The sequence below is a fragment of the Dongia soli genome (assembly GCF_034044715.1).
GTDB classification, from domain to species: Bacteria; Pseudomonadota; Alphaproteobacteria; order Dongiales; family Dongiaceae; genus Dongia_B; species Dongia_B soli.
Genome location: NZ_JAXCLW010000001.1, coordinates 122,461 through 146,309, shown reverse-complemented (window position 1 = coordinate 146,309; position 23,849 = coordinate 122,461). Strand labels below are relative to the sequence as shown.

The following is a 23,849-nucleotide window of genomic DNA, read 5'->3' as shown; positions in this document are numbered from 1 at the left end:
CTGCGCCAGTTACGCAATGAGGAGTCTGTTGACGATGGCAACCGAACGTACCCTGTCGATCCTGAAGCCGGATGCGACCCGCCGCAATCTGACCGGCAAGATCAATGCCCGTATCGAGGAATCGGGCCTGCGCATTGTCGCGCAGAAGCGCATTCAGCTGACCAAGGCGCAGGCGGAAAAGTTCTACGAAGTTCATGCCCAGCGCCCGTTCTACAACGACCTGGTGAGCTTCATGACCAGCGGCCCGGTCGTCGTTCAGGTCCTGGAAGGCGACAATGCCGTAACGAAGTATCGTGACGTCATGGGCGCCACCAATCCGGCCAATGCCGCTGCCGGCACGATCCGCAAGGATTTCGCGGAGTCGATCGAAGCCAATTCGGTGCACGGCTCGGATTCGGCCGAAAACGCCAAGATCGAAGTGGCCTATTTCTTCAGCGGTCTCGAACTGGTCGGTTGAACCGGCTCACGCTGCCCGGGTTCACAGCCCCTTAGGCGAATGAAAAAGGCGCCGGAGCGATCCGGCGCCTTTTTGTTTGTCCTTGAGCCGTGTTCAGTAAGCAAAAGCAACAGCAACGGCAACCGAGATGGCGGCCAGGATGGCGCCCCAAAGCATCAGCTTGCAGAAGCCGTTCCAGGTCTGCTGACGACTGGCCAGAATCTGATCGTTGATCGAAGACGACATGGTGTGCTCCCGAGAAACTGAAAACGATATGGCCGAATTTTTACCCGAGGGCCGGGCCGCTTGCAATCCCGGCGAGAGGGCACGGATTCGACACTGGATGGAATCAGGCCTGGAGGCCCGAATCATATCGGCGGCGGATTGATCAGACAGTCGGAAGTCGCTGCCTGCTCGACCTTGGCAACTTCTCCCTCCACCTGGACTTTGCCTGCGGCAATCAACCGCAGGGCGTGCGGATAAAGCTGGTGTTCCGCTGCCAAGACCCGGTCCGCCAGGCTGTCGGGTGTATCGTCCGGCAGGACCGGCACGGCAGCCTGGGCGATGATTGGGCCGGTATCCATCTCGGGGCGCACGAAATGCACGGTGCAGCCATGCAGTTTCAGGCCCCGGTTCAAAGCCCGCTCGTGGGTATGCAACCCCTTCAATGCGGGCAGCAGAGCAGGGTGGATATTGATCATTCGATTGCGCCAGGCATGGATGAAATCGTCCGTCAGCAGGCGCATGAATCCCGCCAAAGCCACGAGTTCCGCACCGGCCGCGCGGATGCGGGTGTCCATTGCTGTATCGAAGCTGGCCCGGTCCGGGAATTGCCGGTGATCGATCACTTCGGTTCTGACGCCGGCCTTTTCTGCCCGCGCCAGGCCGGCTGCGTCGGACCGATTAGACAGGACGAGAACGATCTCGATGGGGCTATCGGCAATAGCCGGGCCGAATTGATCGAGAATCGCCTGCAGATTGCTGCCGCGACCTGAAATCAGCACGGCCAGTCGCAGCTTCTTCGTCATCGGAGGAGAGCCTTACGGCCAGGAATCGGTCTTGGTGACGATGCAACCCGCAGCGCCGGCGGCGCGTCGGCTGATCTTGCCGATCTGGTGCACGGTTTCACCATGCTGCTGCAGGATCGTGCTCACTTTCTCTGCCTGGTCCGGTGCCGTCACCAGGATCATGCCGATGCCGCAATTGAAGGTCCGGCTCAGTTCCTGCGCCTCGATCCCGGCGGTCTTGGCCAGCCAGCGGAAAACCGGCGGCAGCGACCAGGCGCCAGCATCGATTTCGGCCTGCAGATTGTCCGGCAGAACACGGGGGATATTCTCCAGCAGGCCACCGCCGGTAATATGCGCCAAAGCTTTCACGGCGCGCGTCTCGCGGATCGCGGCGAGGCAGCTTTTCACGTAGATCCGCGTCGGGGTCAGCAGGGCCGCACCCAGCGACTTTCCAGGCGCGAAAGGTGCGGGCGCGTCATAGCCGAGACCGCTGCGCTCGACGACCTTGCGAACCAGTGAATAGCCGTTGGAATGTACCCCGCTTGAGGCGAGGCCCAGGATCACATCGCCCTCGGCGACCATGTCGCCGGTGATCGCCTGGCCGCGCTCCACCGCGCCGACGGCAAAGCCGGCGAGATCGTAATCGCCCTTGGCATACATGCCGGGCATTTCTGCTGTCTCGCCGCCGATCAGCGCGCAACCCGCCTGATGACAACCATCGGCAATGCCTTTGACGATGGCCGTGCCGGCGCTGACATCCAGCTTGCCGGTCGCGAAATAATCGAGGAAGAGCAGCGGTTCTGCGCCCTGGACCACCAGGTCGTTGACGCACATCGCGACGAGATCGATGCCGACAGTGTCGTGCTGACCGGCATCGATGGCGACCTTCAGCTTGGTGCCGACGCCATCCGTCGTCGCCACCAGAATGGGATCGCTGTAACCTGCGGCCTTGAGATCGAAGAAAGCGCCAAAACCACCCAGGCCCGCAGCTGTACCGCTGCGCGCGGTCGCCTTGGCCAATGGCTTGATCGCTTCGACCAACGCATTGCCGGCATCGATATCGACCCCGGCATCGCGATAGGTCAGGCCATTGCCGGCTTCACCGCGTCCCTTGCTGCTTGCGCCGCTGGTTATGGCATCCTCCATGGTTTCGGGCTATAAGGCTCGGCTGGACAATACTGGTTTCGGGGCGGTTTGCAATGGGTGTGACAGTTATCGCCGGGCAGTCGACAGGGCGTTGCAACCGACGCCGCCGACATGCATTTTTTCTGGCAAGCGGGCTATGTGCGGCACTTTTCGGCGCTTTGCCGGCAGTGGTCCTGCCCGCTGTTATCAGCCCGGCTTTGGCGCAGCAGGCCGATCTTTATACTGCCAACGGCATCACGGTGGATCTGACCGGCAATATCGCCACCTTGCGCGATCAGGCGCTGGTGCAGGGCCAGCGCCTCGCCTTGCAGAAGGTGATCAGCAATATCGCACCGCCCGACCGCGCCGCCAGCCTGACGCTGCCCGATGACAACACGATCGGCAGCTGGGTGCAGGATTTCGAGATCGAGGACGAGAAGACCTCGGCGACCCACTATATCGGCCGATTTACCTTCCGTTTCCTGGCCCAGCCGGTTCGCGACTTCCTGGCGCAAAGTGGCGTCGATTTCGCCCAGGCGCCATCCAAGAAGATGCTGGTGGTGCCGATCTTTACCGACGAAACGGGAACGAGCGTTCTTTGGGGTGCCAATAATCAATGGCTCCATGCCTGGGCAACACGCCCCGCCTCAGGCGGCCTGGTGCCACTCGTCGCGCCGACTGGCGATCTCGAGGATAGCAATACGGTGAGCGCAACCCAGGCCCTGGCGGGCGATCGCGGCCGGCTGGGACAATTGGCGCAGCGCTACGGCGCCGGCGACATCCTGGTGACTGAGGCGAAATTGTCTCCGGCGGGGCAGGATGGGCAGCGCGGCTTGAATATCAGCGTGACGCAATATGGCGTCGGCGGCACCCGGACCTATCAGGAAACGCTCAGCGGACCGGCGGATAACGTCGATCAGCTCCTGGCACAAGGGGCCGATCGCGTCGCTGCGCAGATCAATCAGGCCTGGAAGAGCGAAAATCTGCTGAATCCCAATCAGCAGCATGAAATGACGATCGACGTTCCGGTCGCCAATCTCAAGCAATGGGTTGAAATCAAGAAGCGCCTGGCTGGCGTCAACTTATTGCGAAGCGTCCGCCTGGTCAGCTTGAAGCCTTCAATGGCGGTGATTGACGTTTCCTATGTCGGTGACGCCGCGCAATTTTCGCGGAGCCTGACGCAGAACGCCCTGGTGTTGAGCGATACCGGCAGCGGGTCGGGCACGCTTGCTTTGGCGCCGGGAAACGCGGCGGTACCGGTCGCCGCACCCTCCAACACGCAATCCAATGAAACGGCGCCTGCCGCAGCTGCGCCGGATGGGGGCGCGCCTGATGCTGCGCCGTCCGACCAGCCGGCTGTCTCCGATCAACCGGCGGTGCCGCAGTGAGCCCAGCGCGGCAGATACGAACCTGGCTGATCGCTCTAGCCGTCTTTATCGTCCTGCTTTACTTGCTGCGCGGCATCCTCTTGCCGTTCGTCGCCGGCATGGCGATGGCTTATGTCCTGGATCCGTTCTGCGACCAGCTGGAGCGCTGGGGATTATCCCGCACTTGGGCAACCAGTGTGGTCACAGTGATTGCTCTTCTCGTGGTCGTGATCATCCTCTTGTCGCTGGCGCCTGTGCTGCTGCAGGAGATCAGTAATTTTCTTTCCAGCTTGCCTGATCTGGTGCATCGCGCTCAGGAGCGTTTAATACCTATCTACGAAGCTTTCCGGCATCGCTTCAATCTGCCGCCGGTCTCCGAGTTGAACACTATAGCGCAATCGCGGCTCGGCGCGGCGGTCAATTGGCTGGCGCAAGCGGCTCAACAATTGCTGGGCCAAGGTCTCGCCTTGGCCAATTTGCTGTCACTCGTCTTCATCACGCCCGTAGTCACCTTCTATCTGCTGCGGGATTGGGACGTACTGGTCGCGCGTATCGACGGTCTGCTGCCGCGCCAGCACCTGCTCGCGATCCGCAGCCAATTCCGCGAGGTCGACCGCACATTGGCCGGGTTCGCTCGCGGCCAGGCGATGGTGTGCTTGACGCTCGGTGTCTTCTACGCTGTGACCCTGGCTCTCGTCGGCCTGCCTTTCGGTATCGTGGTTGGTCTCCTCGCCGGGTTGCTGACTTTCATCCCCTATGTCGGCGCGATGACTGGCTTCATCACGGGCATCGCCATTGCTTTGGCACAGTTTTCCGATTGGACGCATATCGCCATGGTGGCCGGCGTGTTCCTGGTCGGTCAGATATTGGAGAGCAATCTCCTGACCCCCAAGCTGGTTGGCGACCGGGTTGGATTGCATCCGGTCTGGATCATTTTCGCCTTGCTCGCGGGTGGCGCGCTTTTCGGGTTTCTCGGTTTGCTCTTGGCCGTCCCGGCGGCTGCGGCGATCGGCGTGCTGGTGCGTTTCGCCGCCGCGCACTACCGGCATAGTACGCTTTATCTAGGGCCGGAAGCGGCGCCGTCTGGCACCATCCTGAGACCGGACCAGCCAGAAGAGTAATCGCAATGACTGGTGCCCAGCTTGCTCTCGATCTGCCGTTTCGCCCGGCGCTCGGCGCCGCCGATTTCGTCGTCTCCGACAGCAATCGCGATGCTGTCGCCTGGCTCGACCGTTGGCCCGACTGGCCGGGCCGGGTGCTCGCCATTCACGGCCCGGCCGGTTGTGGCAAGACTCATCTGGCGCATGTCTGGCAGGCCCGATCATCGGCGCAGTTTCTCACAACGGCGGATGCCTCGGTCCTGCCACACCGGGCCTCGGTGATCCTGGAAGAAATCGGCGATATGGTATTGCCGCAGGAGAAACAGGTCGCCTTATTCCATTTCCTCAACCGGCTGCGCGAGCAGGAGGGCTATTTGCTGTTGCTCAGTCAGGTTGCACCGGCACGCTGGCCGGCGACGCTGCCGGATCTCGCTTCCCGGCTGGCAGCGATCCCGGCGATCGCCGTTGCAGCGCCTGACGACAAGCTACTCTCCGCCATTCTGATCAAGCATTTTGCCGATCGTCAGCTGACGGTCAGCGATGACGTGATCAATTTCCTGACTCGCCATATTGAAAGATCTTTCGCCGCCGCTGCCCAAAGCGTGGCGGCGGTCGATCGGGCAGCTCTCTCCAGCCGGCGGCGGGTGACTTTACCCCTGGTGCGGGAAATCATCGGCCGGGATAGCGACATGGATCAGGACGCTTAGCGCTGTCGCGGATAAAGCTGCCAGTGGTGCTGAATGAAATCGGCAATGGCGGCGATATCATTGAGATTGATCAAAGGCAGCTGGGTTTCCGGCACCGGGGCGTCCGAAAGGACGGCAACGAAGCTGGGATCGCCGGTTGACAGCAGGGGTTTGCCGAGCGCCGGACGGTAGATCTCCAGCTTGTCATGCGGGTCACGCTTGAAGCCTTCGATCAGCAGCAGGTCCACCGGCGTCATGTGCCGCATCAGCTCGACCGAACTCGGTTCCGGCTCGCCGCGATGTTCGTGCATCAAGGCCCAGCGATGTTCCGACGACACCAGAACTTCCGTGGCGCCGGCTTCACGATGCCGGTGGGAGTCCTTGCCGGGTTTGTCGACGTCGAAAGCGTGATGGGCGTGTTTCATGGTGGAAACCTTGAGCCCGCGCGAAACCAGCTCAGGAATCAACCGCACCATCAATGTCGTCTTGCCGGCACCGCTCCAGCCGGTCAGGCCGAGAATTTTCATCTCGTGTTCGTCACCAGATCACTGCAATGGTCAGACTCTTGATCAGGCAGCACCGCCGCCCCGGTCGTCGACCGCCATATGGCGCAGGCCGACCTGCAGATAGTCGTAACCGGTGATCAGGGTCAGCGCTGCCGCGATCCAGAGCAGGATTTCGCCGATCAACTCGCAGTCGATCTGTGCCGGACCGAAGGCACCGATAATGAGAAAGCCGAGCGCCAGCATCTGCGCCATGGTTTTCCACTTCGCCAAGATGCTGACAGGGACGCCGACCCGCAATTCCGCCAGGAATTCCCGCAAGCCGCTGACCAGGATTTCACGGCACAGGATGATCAGCGCCGCCAAGGTTGCCCAGCCGGCAATATGATGAGTCGCGACAAGCACCAGGATGATCGCAGCGACCAGCAACTTGTCCGCAATCGGGTCCAGGAAACGGCCAAGCGGCGACACCTTCTCCATCCGGCGCGCAATATACCCGTCGAAGAAATCGGTAATGCAGGCGATGGCATAGAGAATCAACGCCAGCCAGGACCAGAACGGTGCGTTCATGTACATGAACGCGACGATTAGCGGAATCGCAGCAATCCGCGACAAGGTCAGAATGTTCGGCAAGCTCGTCATGGTGGCTGCATCCCTTGGCAAACGTCGCCGCACCATAGCAGGAAGACCCTAGCCTGTCATATAGCCTGGACGTCGCAGACTGGCCGTTATTCGCCCTGATCAACCGCCGTGAAAGTGGTCGTATATTTTGCGCGCGACAGCTTCGCTGATGCCCTCGACTTCGCAGAGATCGGCGAGACCGGCACGGGCCACCGCCCGGGCCGAGCCGAAATGCAGCAGCAGGGCCTTTTTGCGCTTGGCGCCGATGCCAGGCACCTCATCGAGCAGTGATTGGCCGATCTGTTTTGACCGCTTGGCGCGATGGGTGCCGATCACGAAGCGATGTGATTCATCGCGCAGTCGCTGGAGGTAATAGAGAACCGGGTCCTTCATGTCCAAGCTGAATGGGTCGCGGTCGGGCATGAAAAACCGTTCGCGTCCGGCATTGCGGTCCGGCCCCTTGGCGATCGCCGCCACGGTGACGTCGCTAATGCCCAATTCGGCGAAGACATCCAATGCCGCCTGCAACTGCCCTTGCCCGCCATCGATCAGGACCAGATCGGGCCAAGTGCCGCGCTGGCGGTCTGGATCTTCCTTCAATGCCCGACCGAAGCGGCGCATCAGCACCTGCCGCATCATGCCGTAATCGTCGCCGGCAACGATATCTTCGGTCAGGCCGGGGATTCCCGTAATCGCTGACGGATCACTGAAATCCGGTGCATCCTCTTCGGCCACCTGCAACAGGCCACCGGGCTCTTCGGTGGGGCTAGCCTCTGCCGTGGCAGCCTTTTCGTGATTGTCGTTACCGGGATTCTTCTCGATATGCTGCCTGATCGAGAACTTGCGGTATTGGTTTTTCAGGAAGCCTTCAGGTCCGGCGACGATCATGGCGCCATAGGCATTGGTGCCGGAGATATGGCTGTTGTCATAAACCTCGATCCGCTTCGGTGCCTGTTCCAGACCGAAGACGGATGCCACCCCACGCATCAATTTCTGCTGTGAACTGCTTTCTGCGCTGCGGCGAGCCAAAGCCTCGCGTGCGTTCAGCAAGGCATGTTCGACTGGTTTGCGCTTATCGCCGCGTTTCGGCTCGACGATCTCCACTCTGCCGCCGGCCCGCAGGCTGAGCGCATCGGTCAGCAGATCGGCTTCTGCCGGCATGTCGCTCACCAGGATCATGCGGGGCGGCGTTTTGTTTTCGTAAAACTGCCCCATGAAAGCGGCAAGAATGTCGGGCAGGGCGGCCTGCTTGTCGTGAGCCGGGAAATAGGCCCGGCTGCCATAATTGCTGCCGTTGCGGAAGAAGAAGACCTGGATGCAGCTCTGCCCGCCTTCCTGCACGGCGGCAATGATATCGGCTTCTTCGATATCGATCAGGTTGATGTCCTGGCGCGATTGGATCATCGTCAGCGCCTGGATACGGTCGCGCAGTTTGGCAGCGCGTTCGAATTCCAAGGCGTCGCTGGCGCTCTGCATCTCCTGGGCCAGCCGGTTCTGCACATCGCGGCTCTTCCCGGTGAGAAAATCGCGCGCTTCGCGCACCAGCTCGGCATAGTCCTCCTCACTGATGCGCTTCACGCAGGGGGCGGAACAGCGCTTGATCTGGTATTGCAGGCAAGGCCGGGTCCGGCTTGCAAAAATGCTGTCGGAACACGGGCGCAGCAGGAAGGCGCGCTGCAAGGCAACGATGGTCCGGTTCACTGCACCGGCCGAGGCGAAGGGGCCGAAATATTCGCCGGGGCGGTTGCGGGCGCCACGATGTTTGGCAATCTGCGGCGCCGGATGGTCCGCCGTGATCAGGATATAGGGGAAGCTCTTATCATCGCGCAGCAGCACGTTGTAACGCGGCATATAGCGCTTGATCAGATTGGCTTCGAGCAGGAGCGCTTCCACCTCGGTATGGGTGGTGACGAATTCCATGGTCGCGGTTTCGGCGATCATCCGCTGCAGGCGCATCGGCTGCCGATAGGGCTGGGTATAGGAAGTAACCCGCTTCTTCAGGTCCTTCGCCTTGCCTACGTAGAGCACATCGCCCTGGGCATTCAGCATGCGATAGCAGCCTGGACTGCCCGGCAGGGTACGGGCCTTCTCGCGGATGACAGCGACGCCGGAGGCAAGCCGGCCGGATAACACCGGAAGCTCCGCCTCGTCCTGATCTTCAGGATCGGCCGTCTCGACGGCGGCTTCGAGTCCAGATTCCACCTCCGGCTCGAATTCCGGTTCACCTGGACCAGTCTTCTCCCGGCCGCCGCTCGTATCGTCCTGCATGATCATGGTTAATCGTCTTCATCGTCGTCAGGGGGCCATACGGGTCCCGGAGGAATGTCGCAAAATCGTCACATAAATATGGACCATTCGCAGATTCGGCGATCTGCAAGTTAAGGCTACGTCGCTTCCTCGACAAGTTCCTCAGATATCCACGATTCCTGTGGATAATTCTGTCAGTAACATTTGGGGCAGTTTCTCCAGGCGCCGGAAAACCGCCATTTTCCCTATATGCCCAAAATTTAGGCACGAAATTCTAAGTTATTGAATAATATAAAAATTTAATGAGGCCCAGGAAAAGAAAGAGTCACAAAAGCGAATCGCCTTGACTCTGTAAACGACTTCGGACTCGAGCACGCTTGGTGTGAACAACTTCTGTCAGGAAGGGCAGCAAGGGCGCTGATTGCATTGGCTTTTTGCGCCCTTGCTTTAACAATCGCTGGAATCCGACCGAAAAGCTTGAAAACGACATTCGAAGTCAGCGCGCAAGGCGCTGACGTTCAATTTCCACTCCGACCGCCTCGGCTTCCGCAAAGACATCGAGCTTTTCCACGCGGACCTTCGCCTGTTGCACCCGATGGTCCTGCAGGCAGAGCGCGGCGATGCGCTCGGCTAAGGTCTCCACCAGATTAATATGCTCGACGCCAATCATGTGTTTGATGCCGGTGATGATCTGGTCGTAACAGACCACATTGACATGTTCGTCGTTGATCGCCGGGTGTTCGGTGCAGGTCAGTTCAAGATTGATGCGAACCCGCTGTTCGCCCAGTTTCTCATGGCTGTAAACGCCGATGCGACATGGCAGGACCAGATCACGCACGAAGACTTTCAGGGTGCGCTGGTTGGCAGACGCCGGTAACGGCGTGATTCGTTCAGCTTGGCTCATAGGCTTGAAGGCCCTCCTCAGGCCTTAAGTAGACGCCGCACCCTGGGGCTGGATTAGAGGGCCGCACTCTGGGGCCCATCAAACAAGACGCTGTTACGCGCCTGACGAAACGAACGTCCAAATCGATCCCGGCGACGGCCGGTATATCGGCGAAGCTCGTCATCCGGCTATTCCTTTGGCTGGAAGCCTTTGCCCGGCACTTGCCAGCCGAGATGCTCGCCACCATCCAAGGCGATCATCTGTCCGGTCATCGACCGGGCGGACAGAATATAAAGGGCCGCCGCGGCAATTTCCTCGGCGCTGGCGCCGTGGCCGAGCGGCATGGCTGCCGATTGCGCGGCGAATTGTTCCGCACTCTGGCGCGGGCTCGCCAAGGTCGGGCCCGGGCCGATGGCATTGACCCGGATCTTCGGTGCCAAGCCCAAAGCCAGCGTGCGGGTCAGTGTCCACAGACCCATCTTCGCTACCGTATAGCTAAGGAAATAGGGCGTGAGTTTCCAGACCCGCTGATCGAGCATGTTGATGATATTGCCCTCGGCATCTTCGGGCAGTTGCCGGGAAAAAGCCTGTGACAGGACCAGCGGGGCGCGCAGATTGGTCTCGATATGCCGGTCCCAGCTGTCCCGGGTGGCGGTCTCCACCTTATCCATCTCGAATACCGAGGCATTGTTCACCAGGCAGGTGACCGGACCGAGCTTTTCCGCTGCCTGCGGCAGGATCGTCTCTACTTCACTCTCACGGCTAAGGTCGGCCTGAATGAGCATAGAACGGCGACCCAGACGGCGGATTTCCGCAGCCGTCTCTTCGGCCTCGTTTGCCGATCGATGGTAATGAACCGCGATATCCCAACCCTGTCCTGCCAAAGCCAGGGCGATGGCGCGGCCGAGGCGCTTGGCCCCGCCTGTCACCAGCGCGATTTTCTGTATCGATTGTGCAGCATTTTGCGACATGGCCGGCATCCTGCCAGATATCCCCGGCGATGCAAGGTCGGGGGCGTCGCCTTTTGCTCTGCCGCCGCCTTCTCGCCAGTCTTTTCACGGCGACCTGTTAACTATAGAAAGAGCACGTAAAATGCCTATCTAAGTCAGAGTCCTGACAGAATAGGGCGGGATAAAGCGGTCCGGCTGGTTTCACGGGCAATCGATTTGCAGCCTGGATCGGCGGTCGCACTGGATTATTAAGCCGGGGCGGCACATTTACTGGGGGCGTTCGTTTTCGGACAATCCGGTCATGCGGCACTGGCATATGCCGACCAGCAGGTGGAGCTGGCCGTCGCCAGTGTCTGTTGCGGTGGCTTTACGTCGCGGAAACCGGTCGGTCAGATCGACACGACTGGGATGAAGGGTAGGTACGATTTCGCATGACCCATCTGGCGGGCTCATCGGTTCTTTGTTTTTCGGCTGGCGCTACGCCGCTCCCCGCTAGCATTGGCGTCTGCACCGGATGGTCACGTGAGTGCCAATGACCGAGCTTGAAGAACGCCCCGCCAAACTGTCCGATGCCTGGTTCAGCCGGTGGTGGCCGATGGCATCACGCTTTTTGGTGCCGCTGCTGGCAGTAGGGCTTTTCGCCCTCGCCGTCTGGACCATCCACCACAGCGTAGCGACGATCCGCTTTTCGCAGATTCGTCATGAGATTGGCGCCATTCCGGTGCGCACATTGCTGATTGCCTGTGGCCTGACAGTGTCGAGCTTTCTCGCCTTGGCCCTCCAGGACTATGTCGCCCTCTGTTCGACGGGCAAGCGCATCTCCTTCCGGCGCGCAGCCCTAGGTTCCTATATCGCCCAATCGGTCGCGCATTCGACCGGCTTTTCCATCCTCATCGGCGGTGCGCTGCGGGCGCGCTACTACATGGCGGAAGGATTGACCTTCGCCGATACGATGAAGGTGCATCTCTCCTTTTCCGCCACCTTCGGCATGGCGACCTGCATCCTGCTCGGGCTTTCCTTCGTGCTCGATCCCAGCCTAGCGGAAACGCAAATGTCGATGATCCCGCAATGGTTGGTGCGGACGGTCGGTGTGCTCTTGTTGTCGGGACCCGCGGCTGTCTTCATCTGGCGCATGGTTCATGTCGGTCCGTTGCGCCTGTTCGGCCGCCAGGTCGATATGCCGGATACCCGCCATCTGCTGCCGCAGACCCTGCTCTCGCTGGTGGATGTGGCCTGTATGGGCGCTGTGCTCTATGTCTTCCTGCCGGCCGGCCTGCATATCAGCTATCCCACGCTGATCGGCCTGTTCGCCATCGCCATGACGATCGGTGTCACCAGCCACGTTCCCGGCGGCCTCGGCGTCTTCGAAGCGACGATGCTGCTGCTGATACAGCCCGCCCCGGCGGTTCTGCCGGCAATGGTCAGCGGCCTGGTGATGTTCCGTTTCGTCTATTATTTCCTGCCGCTTGTTTTCGGTGGCGTGGCCGTCGCCATTGCCGAGGTGACGCGCCATCGCGGTCGCCTGCGCGAATTGACCGAAAGCTTTGCCCAATATGGATCAAGTTCCGCGCCGCTGGTCTTCGGCCTGTTGACCTTCCTTGCCGGCGCAGTGACTCTCGCTTCCGACGCCTTGCCCTCGTCGGGGTGGCGATTGATGTGGGTCAGCACCTATTTCCCCCAGGCCGTCATCGAGACCGCCCATGTGCTGGTGGCGATGATCGGCGCCGCCTTGCTGCTCCTGGGACGCGGTTTGTCGCGGCGTTTGGTTGCCGCCTGGTGGTTGACGGAAATTCTGCTCGCTCTGGGGGCGGCGCTGGCGCTGGTCAAGGGATTGGAATATGAGCTCACGGCCCTGTTAGGCCTGCTGTGCCTCGCCTTGCTGCCTTGCAAATCGGAATTCTACCGGACCGCGCGGTTGATCGATCAGCGTTTCACCGCCGGCTGGATCATGGCAATCCTTCTGGTCGTGCTGGGAATGGGCTGGCTGCTGACTTTCATCTACCGCCATCTCGACTATAACCAGATGGCCCTGATGGAATTCGATTTGCGCCGGGATGCGCCACGTTCATTGCGCGCGGTCGTGGCCGCCTTGCTGACCTTGGCCATGATCGCCCTGTGGCACGGCATTGGTTTGCTGCAACGGCCAAAGCCGAACAAAGCGGTGGATTTGCGCCGCATCCGCTCCATTGTCGGCAATGCCTCGCGGGCCGGGGCCCATCTCGCTTTAACTGGTGACAAGCGCTTCCTCTTCGGGCCGGATGACAACAGTTTCATCATGTATGCCCAGCGCGGCCGCAGCTGGATTGCAATTGGCGATCCGGTCGGACCGCGATCTGCCTGGATCGATCTTATCTGGGATTTCCGCGATCTGGCCGATCGCGACCGGGGCGAGGTGGCTTTCTTCGATATCCGGTCGGACTGCCTGCCGCTTTACCTCGATCTCGGCCTGCAGGTGACGGAGATCGGCGAACGGGCCCGCGTGTCTTTACTTGATTTCACGCAAGAGGCGCTGGCGCCTGCCTTGCGCGAGGCCCATGCCGAGATGGTGGCGCGCGGTGCGGTTTGCGAATTTCATCCGGCGGACACTGTCGACCAGATCATGGCAGACCTGGCGACGATTTCCGATGCCTGGCTGGAGCAGCATCAGGCGAAGGAGCAGCACGTGACGCTCGGCTTCTTCTCGCGGGACTATATCGCGCGCTGCCCCGTTGCTGTGCTGCGGCTCGATGGCCGGATCGCCGCCTTCGCCAATCTATGGTGCGGCGGCGACGAGGAATGTTCCGTGGACCTGCTCCGCTACGCGCCGGATGTTCCCGCCTCGGTGATGCCGATGCTGCTGATCGAGGTGATGAATTGGGCCAAAGCAAAGGGATATCGCTGGTTCGATCTCGGCATGGCGCCCGTGCCGGCCCAGCCCGATCATCACTTGTCGCCGCTTTGGGGGCGGCTGGATCGACACGCTTTCCATCACGGTTACAATTTGCCGGATTGGCAGGCCCTGCAGGATTTCAAACAGGGCTTCTCTCCTGTTTGGGAAGCGTCCTATCTCGCTTATCCGATCGGTAAACTGCCGACCACGCTGATCGATATCGCCGCTCTCATCACCAGCGGTCGGGCTAAAAACTAGATTTCACCAGAGCGAGATCGATTTGGCCGCGCTTCGGTTTGCCGCACCCAAGTGACGAAAGCTGCGGCCAAAGGCGATAACGCGGCGCCATCGAGCTGGGCGAGGACGACCTGCTGTGGGGTCAGCTTTTCCACGATCGGCCGGCAGGCGATCGGCAACCCGTCGTAACTACGATCGCCGGCCGGACGGGTGCAGGAAAGCGCGACACCGCAGCCATGGGCAACCAAGCCGCGCTGCATCTCGAAAGTCTGCGTATACTGGCTGATCTGCGGCTGATGGCCATAGGCCCAGAACAGCGACATGAAATATTCCCGCGACTGCGCCATGTCTTCCAGGATCAGGGGTTCCTTGGCGAGGGCGGCAAGGGACACCTTGCGCCGCTTGGTCAAAGGATGATTTGGCGGCAGCAAAGCATAAGGCGGCAATTCAGCCAGGACCCGGCGGTTCATCTCCCCAGTGGTGCCGAGCTCATAAGTGATAGCCAGTTCGGCCCGCCCCTGCAGCAGGCTGTCCCGCACTGCCGCGAAATCGCCTTCGATCAGATTGAGGTTGATATCGGGATGCTGGCGACGGAAGCCGGCCAGTAGCCGTGGGACAATATAGGGTGCGAGATCCTTGAAGCAGCTCAGCGAGAGGCGCCCTTTCAGCGGACCCGGGCGAGCAGCGGCGCCGCTCGAGATTCCGTTGGCGAGACTGAGCAGATCGCGTGCCTGGTCCAACAAGCGCCGTCCGGCCGGCGTAAGAAAAAGACCGCGCCCTGCCTGTCGATGAAACAGTTTTTCTCCCAGCAGCTCCTCCAACTGGCTGATTGCCATGGAGACCGCCGGCTGTGCCACATGCCGCGCCCGCGCCGCCGCGCTGACATTTCCGTGCTCTGCCGTAGCGACGAAATAATCGAGCTGCCGAAAGGTGAAGGGTATCATCTAAACCTTATGCCAAAGCATCAATATCATATATTTCTCATGATAGCACGGTTGCGGCAATGATGGCGCCAAGCAATGAGACGAGGATTGCAATGATTGCTGCCGATATTGGCCCGGACCAGATCGCTGCCTATCAACGGGATGGTGCGCTCCTGCTACGAGGCGTCTTCCCCGATTGGATCGATATCCTGCGCGAGGGCTGCGCCAGCAATATGGCGGCACCCGGCCCCTATGGCGCCGAGAACGTCCGACCTGGCGAAGGCGGCGGCCGATTCTTCGACGATTACTGCAACTGGCAGCGCATTCCCCAGTTCGAAAACTTTATGCGCGACTCGCCGGCTGGCGAAATTGCCGGTCGTCTGATGAGCAGCTCGGCCTCACAGATTTTCCATGACCATTTGCTGGTCAAGGAGCCGGGAACGGCAAAGAAGACGCCCTGGCATCAGGACATGCCCTATTACTGCGTGACCGGCATGCAGACGGCGAGCTATTGGATCCCGCTCGACCCGGTGACCGAGGCAAATACCCTGCGTCTGGTGCTCGGCTCGCATCTCTGGCCGAAACTGGTGCGGCCGAAACGCTGGGCCGGCGGGGAAGACTTCTATGCCAATGACGAAGACTTCATGGATATGCCCGATGTGGAATCGGGCGCGTTCGATATCCTCGCGCCGGCAATGGAGCTGGGCGATGCTATCATCTTCAATTACCGCACGGTGCATGGTGCTGCCGGCAATACCGGTACCGGCCGGCGGCGTGCTTTCTCAGCACGGTTTCTCGGCGATGATGCGGTCTACATCCAACGCCCCGGACGCACCTCGCCACCTTTTCCCGGCATCGACCAGCGCGATGGTGAGAAGCTGCGTGAGGATTGGTTTCCGACAGTTTGGCGCAGCAGCAATGCGGTAGACGCCTAACTCGTCACGTCGCTTACCTAGTTAGGCGGCGACTGGCGCGGCCAGCGCCTCAAGGAGATCCAGGATGGCGCGCGGATCGATGCGTAATTGCAATCCACGCTGCCCGCCATTGACGTAAACATACTCGTTGCCAAGTGCCGTCTCTTCGATGACGGTTCGTACCTTGCGCGTCTGGCCCAACGGGCTGATACCGCCGACCTTGTAACCTGTCATGCGCTCGGCATCGGCCGGCTTCATCATTTGGGCGGATATGCCGCCGACTGCGGCTGCAAGCTTCTTCATCGCCACTTCCCGATCGGACGGCAGGATGACGCAGACCGGCTTGCCATCAACGAGGGCCATCAGCGTCTTAAGCACGCGGCTAGGAGCCTCGCCGATTGCCGCCGCAGCTTGCAGCCCGATACTGTCCGCATCGGGATCGTAATCGTAGCTTTGAAGCGAAAGGCGATGCCAGCTTTCTGCAGCATCTGTGTCGCGCGTGTCACCTTCGACATGCTGTCTTCATTCGAAAGCGTTCTGCATCAGGTCAACGGCGCTTGCGCGGCCCCTTCTTGCCGGCATTGGAGCCGGCACGGCCCCCGACCGAGCGGCCCCGCACCGTGCTGCCCATCGATGGTTTGCCCGGCTTGTCGCGGTTGTTATAGGGCGAGCCGGGGGCGGAGAGCTTGCTGCCGCCGTTGTAATCGACCGGGATGCCAAGATCGATCGCTTCCAGCCGCTTGATCTCGTCACGCAGCCTCGCCGCTTCCTCGAATTCCAATTCGGCGGCGGCGGTGCGCATTTTCTTCTCGAGATCGGCGATGGTCGCCTTCAAATTGTGGCCGATCAGATGCGATTCGCCGGCGAGGCCGGTATCGACGGTGACGTGATCGCTTTCATAGACCGATTGCAGGATATCGCCGATCTGCTTCTTAACCGATTCCGGCGTTATGCCATTGGCGGCGTTATAGGCCTGCTGTTTCTCGCGGCGGCGGTCGGTCTCATCGATCGCATATTGCAGGCTTTCCGTCATAGTATCGGCATAAAGGATGACGCGGCCATCGACGTTACGCGCCGCGCGGCCGATGGTCTGTACGAGCGAGGTCTTCGAGCGCAGGAAGCCTTCCTTGTCGGCATCCAGGATGCAAACAAGGGCGCATTCCGGAATGTCCAATCCCTCCCGCAGCAGGTTGATGCCGATCAGCACGTCGAAGGCGCCCAGCCGCAGGTCGCGGATGATCTCGATGCGCTCCAGCGTCTCCACATCCGAATGGATGTAGCGGACGCGAATGCCCGCTTCGTGCATGTATTCGGTCAGGTCCTCGGCCATCCGCTTGGTCAGCGTGGTGATAAGGACGCGTTCGCCCTTGGTCGCCGCGTCCTTGCATTCGGCGATGACATCATCGACCTGATATTCGGTCGGGCGGATGATGCAGACCGGATCGATCAGGCCGGTGGGGCGGATCACCTGTTCGGCAAAGACACCGCCGGTCCGCTGCAATTCCCAGGCGCCGGGCGTCGCTGAAACATGCACAGTCTGCGGCCGCATGCGCTCCCATTCCTCGAATTTAAGCGGCCGGTTGTCGCAGCAGGAGGGCAGGCGGAAGCCGTATTCGGCCAACGTCGATTTGCGCGCATAGTCGCCTTTGAACATGCCGCCGATCTGCGGCACGGTGACATGGCTTTCATCGGTGAAAAGCAACGCGTCTTCCGGCAGATACTCGAACAGGGTCGGCGGCGGCTCGCCGGGACGCCGGCCCGTCAGATAGCGCGAATAGTTTTCGATGCCGGCGCAGCTGCCCGTCGCCTCGATCATTTCCATGTCGAAATTGACCCGCTGTTCCAGGCGCTGGGCCTCCAACAGCTTGTTCTCGGCATTCAATTCCGCCAGGCGGATCTTCAGCTCCTCGCGGATCAGCTTGATCGCCTGGGTCAGGGTCGGCTTCGGCGTGACATAGTGGCTGTTGGCGTAGATCTTGATCTCATCGAGCTGCGCCACCTTCTCCCCGGTCAGGGGATCGAACTCATAGATCGCTTCGATCTCATCGCCGAACAGCGACAGGCGCCACGCGCGGTCCTCCAAGTGGGCTGGGAACAGTTCCAAACTGTCGCCTTTGACCCGGAAGGTGCCGCGATAGAAGGCCGCCTCATTGCGCTTGTATTGCAGCTCCACCAATCGCCGCAGCAATTCGTTGAGATTCACCATATCGCCGGTCTTCAGCGTGATGGTCATGGTGGAATAGGTTTCCGGCGCGCCAATACCATAGATGCAGGAAACCGAGGCGACGATTACCACGTCGCGCCGTTCGAACAAAGAGCGCGTCGCCGCATGGCGCATGCGATCGATCTGTTCGTTCAGCGAGGATTCCTTCTCGATATAGGTATCGGTGCGGGGCACATAGGCTTCCGGCTGGTAATAGTCGTAATAGGAGACGAAATATTCCACCGCGTTCTCGGGGAAGAAGCTCTTCATCTCGCCATAGAGCTGCGCCGCCAGGGTCTTGTTCGGCGCCATGATCAAAGCCGGCCGCTGCACCTTCTGGATGACATGGGCCATGGTGAAGGTCTTGCCCGAGCCGGTCACGCCGAGCAGCACCTGGTCGCGGTCCTGCTGTTCGATGCCCTGGATCAGTTCGGCAATGGCCTGCGGCTGGTCGCCGGCTGGCTTGTAATCCGAAACCAGCTTGAACGGCTTGCCGCCGGTCGGCTGGGCGGTTGTGATCGGGCGTTCCTCGATGATCGGATCGACATGAAGCGGTTGTTTCATAGGTCGGTTATAACCTGTTGGTATCGAGGTTTGAAGATGTCCCGCCGAAGACGGGCCTTGTGCCTGATGCAGGGCTGGCGACTTGTCAGTTGCGTGTCATTTGTCACTTGCGCGTCAGTTGCCGCTGCAGGATCTCGAACAGGCGGAGATTGCTGCTCTGGGCGACATTGAACCGCATGAAGCCGGCACAGCTCCGGGTGACGCTGAACACGTCACCCGGCGCCAAGACGATATCGTGTTGCAAGGCTGCCTTCGCAAGGGCGGCGGAATCGTGCCCGTCCGGCAGATGCATCCACAGGAACATGCCTTCGCCCGGTTGAAGCCAGGGCGTGAAGCCGCAGCCTTCCAGCCGCCTTTGGCATTGCGCCATGGCCTGGCGCAGGCGGCGGCGGATCGTTTCGACATGTTTGCGATAGCTGCCATCGATCAACAGCCGGTGCACCAGCTGCGCCGAAGCGTCGTTATTGCCGAAACTTGTCGCCAGCTTGATATCGGTCAAGGCCACCATGCGGTCGGGATGGGCGACAATGAAGCCGCAGCGGATTGCGGCCGAAAGCGTTTTGGAAAAGCTGCCGAGATAGATCACCCGGCGCAACTGATCGAGCGAGGCGAGGCGCGGCCCGGGGTGTTCCTGGAAGTCGAGGAAGATGTCGTCCTCGATGATGACGAAATTATGCGCCTCGGCCAGTTGCAGCAGACGGTGAGCCGCGGCCGGGCTGAGGAGGCCGCCGGTCGGATTATGCAGGGCCGCATTGGTGAGATAGAGCTTCGGCCGATAACGCGCGGCCAGTTGCGTCATCTGGTCGAGATCGGGACCGTCCGGCCGGCGCGGTACGCCAACCACCTCGACCCGGTGGCAGCGCAGATTAGCGAGGAAGTTGAAATAGCAGGGATCATCGACCAGCACGGTGTCGCCCGGTTGCAGCAGATAGCGATGCAGCAGGTCGATCGCCTGGCTGCCGCTATCGGTCAGCATGATCATATTGGGCTCGGCGGGGATATCGATGCCGGCAAGGCGCCGGCTCAGCTGTTGGCGCAGCGGGGCGTAGCCCAGCGGCCGGCTATATTCCAGCAACTGGCTCTGCGGCGCGCCGGCCAATTGACGGAGCGCGCGGCGCAACTGCTCTTCATTCATCCAGCTTTGCGGCAGCCAGCCGCAGCCCGGTTTCTGCGTCTTGCGATCGACCGTCAGGGCTTGGCGCATGATCCAGACCGGATCGATCGCCTGGTCGCGCTGGTCAACGGGCTCGCTGAGATCGAGGGCAGGACGCTGGCCGGCGACGAAAAAGCCGGAGGCCGGACGGGAGATCAGATAGCCCTGCGCGACCAGCCGGTCGTAGGCCTCGATCACGGTGAATTTGCTGACGCCCGCGATGCCGGCGAGTTGGCGGATCGACGGTAGGCGTACGCCGGGCAGCAGGTGCCGCTGGTCGATCCGTTCGGCGATCGCCTGGGTAAGCTGGTCGATCAACGGGCGATTCTCGCCCCGGTCCAATGTCAGTTCCAGCATAACGGTCCACCTTTGGTTCAGGCCGGATTGTAGCGGAATGCTGGCGAACGCTCCTTGCCAAATTTATAAACTGTACCGGTCCAGTTGCCGGTACAGCGTCATGCTGTTCTGGATTGCCGACCCTGTCGGGTCGGCTGGCGGACTGGCTATCTGGCCCAATGCATCAGATAGGAGCGCACTTTGCCTCACGATAAAGATCCCCGGCCCGCCAATGACCAGCATATTTGGGCCGGCCTTGCCTTCGGCTTCGTCGGCTGCGCTATTTTCGCCGGTTCCTTGCCGGCGACCCGTCTGGCCGTCAGTGCCTTCGACCCTGTCCTGGTGACCGCCGGTCGTGCTGCGATCGCCGGTCTGATGAGCGTGGGCCTGCTTGCCTTGCGACGGCAGGCCTGGCCGGGTCTTCGGCTGTGGGGACAGCTGGTCATCGTCGCGATCGGTGTGGTGGTGGGTTTCCCGCTGTTCAGCGCCTATGCCGTGCAGCTGGTGCCGGCGAGCCACGGGATCGTCTTTGTCGGCCTGCTGCCGCTGATGACGGCGACCGCAGCGGTTTTGCGCGGTGGCGAACGGCCGAAGCCGCTCTTCTGGCTTTTCGCGATTGGCGGGGGACTGATCATCATGGCCTATGCCCTGATCCAGGGCTGGCGCGACGGCCACGACCTTCGTCTGCAGCCGGCGGACTTCGATATGTTGCTGGCGGTGCTGTTGTGCGGTCTCGGCTATGCCGAGGGGGCGGTGCTGGCGCGGCGGCTGGGATCCTGGCAGGTGATCTGCTGGGCACTCGTCCTGTCGCTCCCGGTCATGCTGCCACTTTTCGTCTGGCTCTGGCTGGAAACGGGGGAGAGCCTGGCCCATGTGGCGGAAGCCGGCCCCGGCCCGTTGCTCGGCTTTGCCTATGTCTGCCTGTTCAGCATGTTTATCGGTTTCTTCTTCTGGTATCACGGGCTGAAATTGGGCGGCATCGCTCGGGTCGGCCAGTTACAGCTCATCCAAGGCTTCCTCGGATTCGGCCTGGCCGCGCTCATCCTGGGCGAAACTGTGCCGCCGAGCGCGCTCATCGCCGTGGGACTCATCGTCTGCTGCATTTTGGGTGCCCGTAAATTTGCTTAATTCCGCCTCTCAGCTTGTCTCCGCGGTTTTTGGGGGGAGATATGCCCCTAATGCGGTTGCGCCTTTGGGGCGCCGGCAGTAAGGTCCGGGCCGTTTTGGGGCCGCCGCCTGTTCGAGACGGCCGCCGCCGCGCCAACCGCCTGAGATCGAGAGCAAGATGTCTTTCATTTCCGATCGCCTGAACCGCATTAAGCCGTCACCCACGATTGCCGTCACCATGAAAGCCCGCGAGCTGAAGGCCGCCGGCCGGGACGTGATCGGCCTTGGCGCTGGCGAGCCCGATTTCGATACCCCGGAAAACATCAAGGCCGCGGCCATCGCCGCCATCAATGCGGGCGACACCAAATACACGAATGTCGACGGCACCGATGCGTTGAAGAAAGCGATCTGCGCCAAGTTCAAGCGCGAGAACAATCTCGACTACAAGCCGGAACAGGTGACGGTCGGCACCGGCGGCAAGCAGGTGCTCTACAACGCCTTGATGGCGACCCTCAATGAAGGCGACGAGGTCATCATCCCGGCGCCCTATTGGGTCTCCTATCCGGATATCGTTCTGCTGGCCGATGCGAAGCCGGTGATCGTCGCTTGCAATGCCAATCATCAGTTCAAGCTACAGGCCGAGGATCTGGAAAAGGCGATCACGCCGAAGACCAAGTGGCTGATCCTCAATAGCCCCTCCAACCCGACCGGTGCTGCCTATAGCCGCGATGAATTGAAGGCCCTGGCCGATGTGCTTCTGAAGCATCCCCATGTCTGGGTGCTGACTGACGATATGTACGAGCATCTCGTGTATGACGACTTCAAGTTCACCACCATCGCCGAGGTCGAGCCGAAGCTCTATGACCGCACGCTCACCATGAACGGCGTGTCGAAGTCCTATTGCATGACCGGCTGGCGTATCGGCTACGCGGCCGGCCCCGTGCAGTTGATCAAGGCGATCGCCAAGGTGCAGTCGCAATCGACGTCGAATCCGACCTCGATCAGCCAGGCGGCAGCGGTCGAAGCACTCAACGGCCCCCAGGATTTCATCGCCAAGCACAATGTCAGCTTCAAGGCGCGCCGTGATCTGGTGGTCGACATGCTGAATCAGGCGCCGGGCCTGCATTGCCACAAGCCGGAAGGCGCCTTTTACGTCTATCCATCCTGTGCCGGGGTCATCGGCAAGACCACCCCGCAGGGCAAGAAGATCGAAACCGACGACGATTTCGTCACCTACCTGCTGGACGCAGAAGGTGTGGCGGCGGTGCAGGGCTCGGCCTTCGGCCTGTCGCCCTTCTTCCGTATCTCTTATGCGACCTCGACCGAGGCGCTGACAGAAGCCTGCACCCGCATCATCCGGGCCTGCAAGGCGCTGAAATAAGCGCTGGTACAAAACGCGCATCGCAGAAGGGCCGGGCCGAAATCCGGCCCTTCACGTTTTCGTGAGTTGTAAGACAGGCGGCAGGGTTCCCATTCTTAACTAGCTGCGCGACAACGTTTTTATAAGGACCTGATCCCATGCTCATCCGGGTTCCGCGCGGCTGGGAAATTGCCGAGTCACAAGCCACTCCCGAAGCGATTTATCTCCGGCGTCGCCGATTTCTGTCAGGCATGGTTGCCGGCGGATTGGTTGGGTCTGCCTTGCCCGGCCTTCTGATGCAGTCAGTCCGCGCCGATGACGTCGATCCCTCGGCCGGGCTCTATCCAGTGAAGCCCAATCCGACCTATCAGTTGGACGGGCCGATGACACCGGAGCAATTGGCGAGCCATTACAACAACTATTATGAATTCGGTGATTCGAAGGACATCGCCACGGCTGCCCAAGCGCTGCCGATCCGGCCGTGGAGCGTCACCCTCGACGGGATGGTGGAAAAGCCGCAGACCATCGCGATTGACGATCTGCTGAAGGCGATGCCGTTGGAGGAGCGCCTCTACCGGCACCGCTGTGTCGAAGCTTGGTCGATGGCGGTGCCGTGGAGCGGCTTTCCGTTGAAGGCGCTGGTCGCTTTCGCCAGACCCTCGGCTGGGGCGAAATATCTTCGTTTCGAAAGCTTCAGCAATCCCGATGTGGCGCCGGGCCAGACCGCCGACTGGTATCCCTGGCCCTATATCGAAGGCGTCACGCTGGAGGAGGCAGCCAATGAACTCGCCTTCGTCTCGACTGGGCTCTATGGCAAGCCGCTGCCGAAACAAAATGGCGCGCCGATCCGACTCACCCTGCCGTGGAAATACGGTTTCAAATCGGGCAAGGGCATTGTCCGCATCAGCTTCACCGACGGGCGCCCGCATACCTTCTGGGAAGCGATCCAGTCATCGGAATACGGCTTCTGGGCCAATGTGAATCCGGATGTGCCCCATCCGCGCTGGAGCCAGGCCAGCGAACGCGATCTCGGGACGGGGGAGCAGCGGCCGACCAAGCTCTTCAACGGTTATGCCGAACAGGTCGCCGCGCTTTACACCAATCTGCAAGGTGAAGAGCTGTACAGATAGGCGTCCATATCCGGGTTTCAGCATTTGGCAGGCCGGTCGGCCTGCCTTTTTTCTGAGGCTGCTCGGGCGGGTTGTCACGCTATACTACAGCCGCTCGACCGGGTGTGCGACGCCCCGGTGGCGGGAGG

21 protein-coding genes are annotated in these 23,849 nt (G+C 61.0%); 9 read left to right on the top strand and 12 right to left on the bottom strand.

Features of this window, described 5'->3' with window-relative positions; translation table 11 throughout:
• Positions 1–34 precede the first annotated feature (34 nt).
• On the top strand, positions 35–457 hold the full coding sequence (ndk, locus tag SMD27_RS00650; protein WP_320506408.1) for a nucleoside-diphosphate kinase: 423 nt from the start codon (positions 35–37) through the stop codon (positions 455–457).
• Positions 458–550: 93 nt separating this feature from the next.
• Here ndk and SMD27_RS00645 read toward each other — a convergent pair whose 3' ends face one another.
• From SMD27_RS00645 to purM, 3 genes are all read right to left on the bottom strand, one after another.
• Positions 551–682, bottom strand: a complete 132-nt coding sequence (locus tag SMD27_RS00645; RefSeq protein WP_320506407.1) for a hypothetical protein — start codon at positions 680–682, stop codon at positions 551–553.
• A gap of 122 nt (positions 683–804) precedes the next feature.
• A complete protein-coding gene (gene purN / locus SMD27_RS00640; RefSeq protein WP_320506406.1) occupies positions 805–1,464 on the bottom strand; it encodes a phosphoribosylglycinamide formyltransferase in 660 nt (219 codons plus the stop codon).
• Between the two features lie 12 nt (positions 1,465–1,476).
• Complete coding sequence (purM, locus tag SMD27_RS00635; RefSeq protein WP_320506405.1) at positions 1,477–2,589, bottom strand: phosphoribosylformylglycinamidine cyclo-ligase; 1,113 nt, start codon at positions 2,587–2,589, stop codon at positions 1,477–1,479.
• Positions 2,590–2,642: 53 nt separating this feature from the next.
• Here purM and SMD27_RS00630 point away from each other — a divergent pair, with 53 nt between their 5' ends.
• Genes SMD27_RS00630 through SMD27_RS00620 form a run of 3 tightly spaced genes read left to right on the top strand, consistent with a single transcriptional unit; the run spans position 2,643 to position 5,742 of the window.
• Positions 2,643–3,956: a DUF2066 domain-containing protein gene (locus tag SMD27_RS00630; protein WP_320506404.1), complete on the top strand. Its 1,314-nt coding sequence runs from the start codon at positions 2,643–2,645 to the stop codon at positions 3,954–3,956.
• A complete protein-coding gene (locus SMD27_RS00625; RefSeq protein ID WP_320506403.1) occupies positions 3,953–5,056 on the top strand; it encodes an AI-2E family transporter in 1,104 nt (367 codons plus the stop codon). Before SMD27_RS00630 ends, SMD27_RS00625 begins: the two co-directional genes overlap by 4 nt.
• 5 nt (positions 5,057–5,061) lie before the next feature.
• Positions 5,062–5,742: an HdaA/DnaA family protein gene (locus SMD27_RS00620; protein WP_320506402.1), complete on the top strand. Its 681-nt coding sequence runs from the start codon at positions 5,062–5,064 to the stop codon at positions 5,740–5,742.
• On the opposite strand, the gene mobB is transcribed toward SMD27_RS00620, so the two are convergent.
• The 5 genes from mobB to SMD27_RS00595 all read right to left on the bottom strand — a co-directional run bounded on the left by mobB (position 5,739) and on the right by SMD27_RS00595 (position 10,946).
• Positions 5,739–6,248, bottom strand: a complete 510-nt coding sequence (mobB, locus tag SMD27_RS00615; RefSeq protein ID WP_320506401.1) for a molybdopterin-guanine dinucleotide biosynthesis protein B — start codon at positions 6,246–6,248, stop codon at positions 5,739–5,741. The two genes, SMD27_RS00620 and mobB, sit on opposite strands and share 4 nt — an antisense overlap.
• Positions 6,249–6,290: 42 nt before the next feature.
• Entirely contained in the window at positions 6,291–6,866 is a 576-nt protein-coding gene (gene pgsA, locus SMD27_RS00610) for a CDP-diacylglycerol--glycerol-3-phosphate 3-phosphatidyltransferase (protein ID WP_320506400.1), read from the bottom strand.
• Between the two features lie 99 nt (positions 6,867–6,965).
• Positions 6,966–9,113: an excinuclease ABC subunit UvrC gene (gene uvrC / locus SMD27_RS00605; protein ID WP_320506399.1), complete on the bottom strand. Its 2,148-nt coding sequence runs from the start codon at positions 9,111–9,113 to the stop codon at positions 6,966–6,968.
• Between the two features lie 475 nt (positions 9,114–9,588).
• Positions 9,589–9,996, bottom strand: coding sequence for a dihydroneopterin aldolase (locus SMD27_RS00600; RefSeq protein WP_320506398.1), 408 nt, complete (start codon positions 9,994–9,996; stop codon positions 9,589–9,591).
• A gap of 167 nt (positions 9,997–10,163) precedes the next feature.
• Positions 10,164–10,946 carry an SDR family oxidoreductase gene (locus SMD27_RS00595; protein WP_320506397.1) on the bottom strand — a complete coding sequence of 261 codons (783 nt, stop codon included), beginning with the start codon at positions 10,944–10,946 and terminating at the stop codon, positions 10,164–10,166.
• Positions 10,947–11,457: 511 nt separating this feature from the next.
• Between SMD27_RS00595 and mprF the strand changes: the two genes are divergently transcribed.
• The gene (gene mprF, locus SMD27_RS00590) at positions 11,458–14,052 is read left to right on the top strand and encodes a bifunctional lysylphosphatidylglycerol flippase/synthetase MprF (RefSeq protein ID WP_320506396.1); all 2,595 of its coding nucleotides are present in this window, start codon (positions 11,458–11,460) and stop codon (positions 14,050–14,052) included.
• Here the strand turns inward: mprF and SMD27_RS00585 are convergent.
• Positions 14,049–14,975, bottom strand: a complete 927-nt coding sequence (locus SMD27_RS00585) for a LysR family transcriptional regulator (RefSeq protein ID WP_320506395.1) — start codon at positions 14,973–14,975, stop codon at positions 14,049–14,051. The genes mprF and SMD27_RS00585 overlap by 4 nt on opposite strands.
• 92 nt (positions 14,976–15,067) lie before the next feature.
• On the opposite strand from SMD27_RS00585, the gene SMD27_RS00580 reads away from it, so the two are divergent.
• Positions 15,068–15,889 (top strand): phytanoyl-CoA dioxygenase family protein, encoded by an 822-nt coding sequence (locus tag SMD27_RS00580; RefSeq protein ID WP_320506394.1) that lies wholly within the window; start codon positions 15,068–15,070, stop codon positions 15,887–15,889.
• A 21-nt stretch (positions 15,890–15,910) separates the two neighbouring features.
• Here SMD27_RS00580 and SMD27_RS00575 read toward each other — a convergent pair whose 3' ends face one another.
• From SMD27_RS00575 to SMD27_RS00565, 3 genes are all read right to left on the bottom strand, one after another.
• On the bottom strand, positions 15,911–16,246 hold the full coding sequence (locus SMD27_RS00575) for a YbaK/EbsC family protein (RefSeq protein ID WP_379990886.1): 336 nt from the start codon (positions 16,244–16,246) through the stop codon (positions 15,911–15,913).
• A gap of 169 nt (positions 16,247–16,415) precedes the next feature.
• The gene (gene uvrB / locus SMD27_RS00570; RefSeq protein ID WP_320506393.1) at positions 16,416–18,635 is read right to left on the bottom strand and encodes an excinuclease ABC subunit UvrB; all 2,220 of its coding nucleotides are present in this window, start codon (positions 18,633–18,635) and stop codon (positions 16,416–16,418) included.
• 103 nt (positions 18,636–18,738) lie between these two features.
• Entirely contained in the window at positions 18,739–20,145 is a 1,407-nt protein-coding gene (locus tag SMD27_RS00565) for an aminotransferase-like domain-containing protein (protein WP_320506392.1), read from the bottom strand.
• A gap of 180 nt (positions 20,146–20,325) precedes the next feature.
• Between SMD27_RS00565 and SMD27_RS00560 the strand changes: the two genes are divergently transcribed.
• From SMD27_RS00560 to msrP, 3 genes are all read left to right on the top strand, one after another.
• Entirely contained in the window at positions 20,326–21,252 is a 927-nt protein-coding gene (locus SMD27_RS00560; RefSeq protein WP_320506391.1) for a DMT family transporter, read from the top strand.
• A gap of 157 nt (positions 21,253–21,409) precedes the next feature.
• Complete coding sequence (locus SMD27_RS00555) at positions 21,410–22,612, top strand: aspartate transaminase (RefSeq protein ID WP_320506390.1); 1,203 nt, start codon at positions 21,410–21,412, stop codon at positions 22,610–22,612.
• Positions 22,613–22,749: 137 nt separating this feature from the next.
• Positions 22,750–23,721 carry a protein-methionine-sulfoxide reductase catalytic subunit MsrP gene (gene msrP / locus SMD27_RS00550; RefSeq protein WP_320506389.1) on the top strand — a complete coding sequence of 324 codons (972 nt, stop codon included), beginning with the start codon at positions 22,750–22,752 and terminating at the stop codon, positions 23,719–23,721.
• Positions 23,722–23,849 lie beyond the last annotated feature (128 nt).

Bases quoted from the DNA above. Each gene is read 5' to 3' on its own strand.
- SMD27_RS00600 (WP_320506398.1), bottom strand. From the start codon at position 9,996: ATGAGCCAAGCTGAACGAATCACGCCGTTACCGGCGTCTGCCAACCAG.
- mobB (WP_320506401.1), bottom strand. From the start codon at position 6,248: ATGAAAATTCTCGGCCTGACCGGCTGGAGCGGTGCCGGCAAGACGACA.
- SMD27_RS00630 (WP_320506404.1), top strand. From the start codon at position 2,643: ATGGGTGTGACAGTTATCGCCGGGCAGTCGACAGGGCGTTGCAACCGA.
- pgsA (WP_320506400.1), bottom strand. From the start codon at position 6,866: ATGACGAGCTTGCCGAACATTCTGACCTTGTCGCGGATTGCTGCGATT.
- ndk (WP_320506408.1), top strand. From the start codon at position 35: ATGGCAACCGAACGTACCCTGTCGATCCTGAAGCCGGATGCGACCCGC.
- purM (WP_320506405.1), bottom strand. From the start codon at position 2,589: ATGGAGGATGCCATAACCAGCGGCGCAAGCAGCAAGGGACGCGGTGAA.
- purN (WP_320506406.1), bottom strand. From the start codon at position 1,464: ATGACGAAGAAGCTGCGACTGGCCGTGCTGATTTCAGGTCGCGGCAGC.
- SMD27_RS00585 (WP_320506395.1), bottom strand. From the start codon at position 14,975: ATGATACCCTTCACCTTTCGGCAGCTCGATTATTTCGTCGCTACGGCA.
- SMD27_RS00580 (WP_320506394.1), top strand. From the start codon at position 15,068: ATGATTGCTGCCGATATTGGCCCGGACCAGATCGCTGCCTATCAACGG.
- mprF (WP_320506396.1), top strand. From the start codon at position 11,458: ATGACCGAGCTTGAAGAACGCCCCGCCAAACTGTCCGATGCCTGGTTC.
- uvrC (WP_320506399.1), bottom strand. From the start codon at position 9,113: ATGCAGGACGATACGAGCGGCGGCCGGGAGAAGACTGGTCCAGGTGAA.
- SMD27_RS00620 (WP_320506402.1), top strand. From the start codon at position 5,062: ATGACTGGTGCCCAGCTTGCTCTCGATCTGCCGTTTCGCCCGGCGCTC.
- uvrB (WP_320506393.1), bottom strand. From the start codon at position 18,635: ATGAAACAACCGCTTCATGTCGATCCGATCATCGAGGAACGCCCGATC.
- SMD27_RS00555 (WP_320506390.1), top strand. From the start codon at position 21,410: ATGTCTTTCATTTCCGATCGCCTGAACCGCATTAAGCCGTCACCCACG.
- SMD27_RS00595 (WP_320506397.1), bottom strand. From the start codon at position 10,946: ATGTCGCAAAATGCTGCACAATCGATACAGAAAATCGCGCTGGTGACA.
- SMD27_RS00645 (WP_320506407.1), bottom strand. From the start codon at position 682: ATGTCGTCTTCGATCAACGATCAGATTCTGGCCAGTCGTCAGCAGACC.
- SMD27_RS00565 (WP_320506392.1), bottom strand. From the start codon at position 20,145: ATGCTGGAACTGACATTGGACCGGGGCGAGAATCGCCCGTTGATCGAC.
- msrP (WP_320506389.1), top strand. From the start codon at position 22,750: ATGCTCATCCGGGTTCCGCGCGGCTGGGAAATTGCCGAGTCACAAGCC.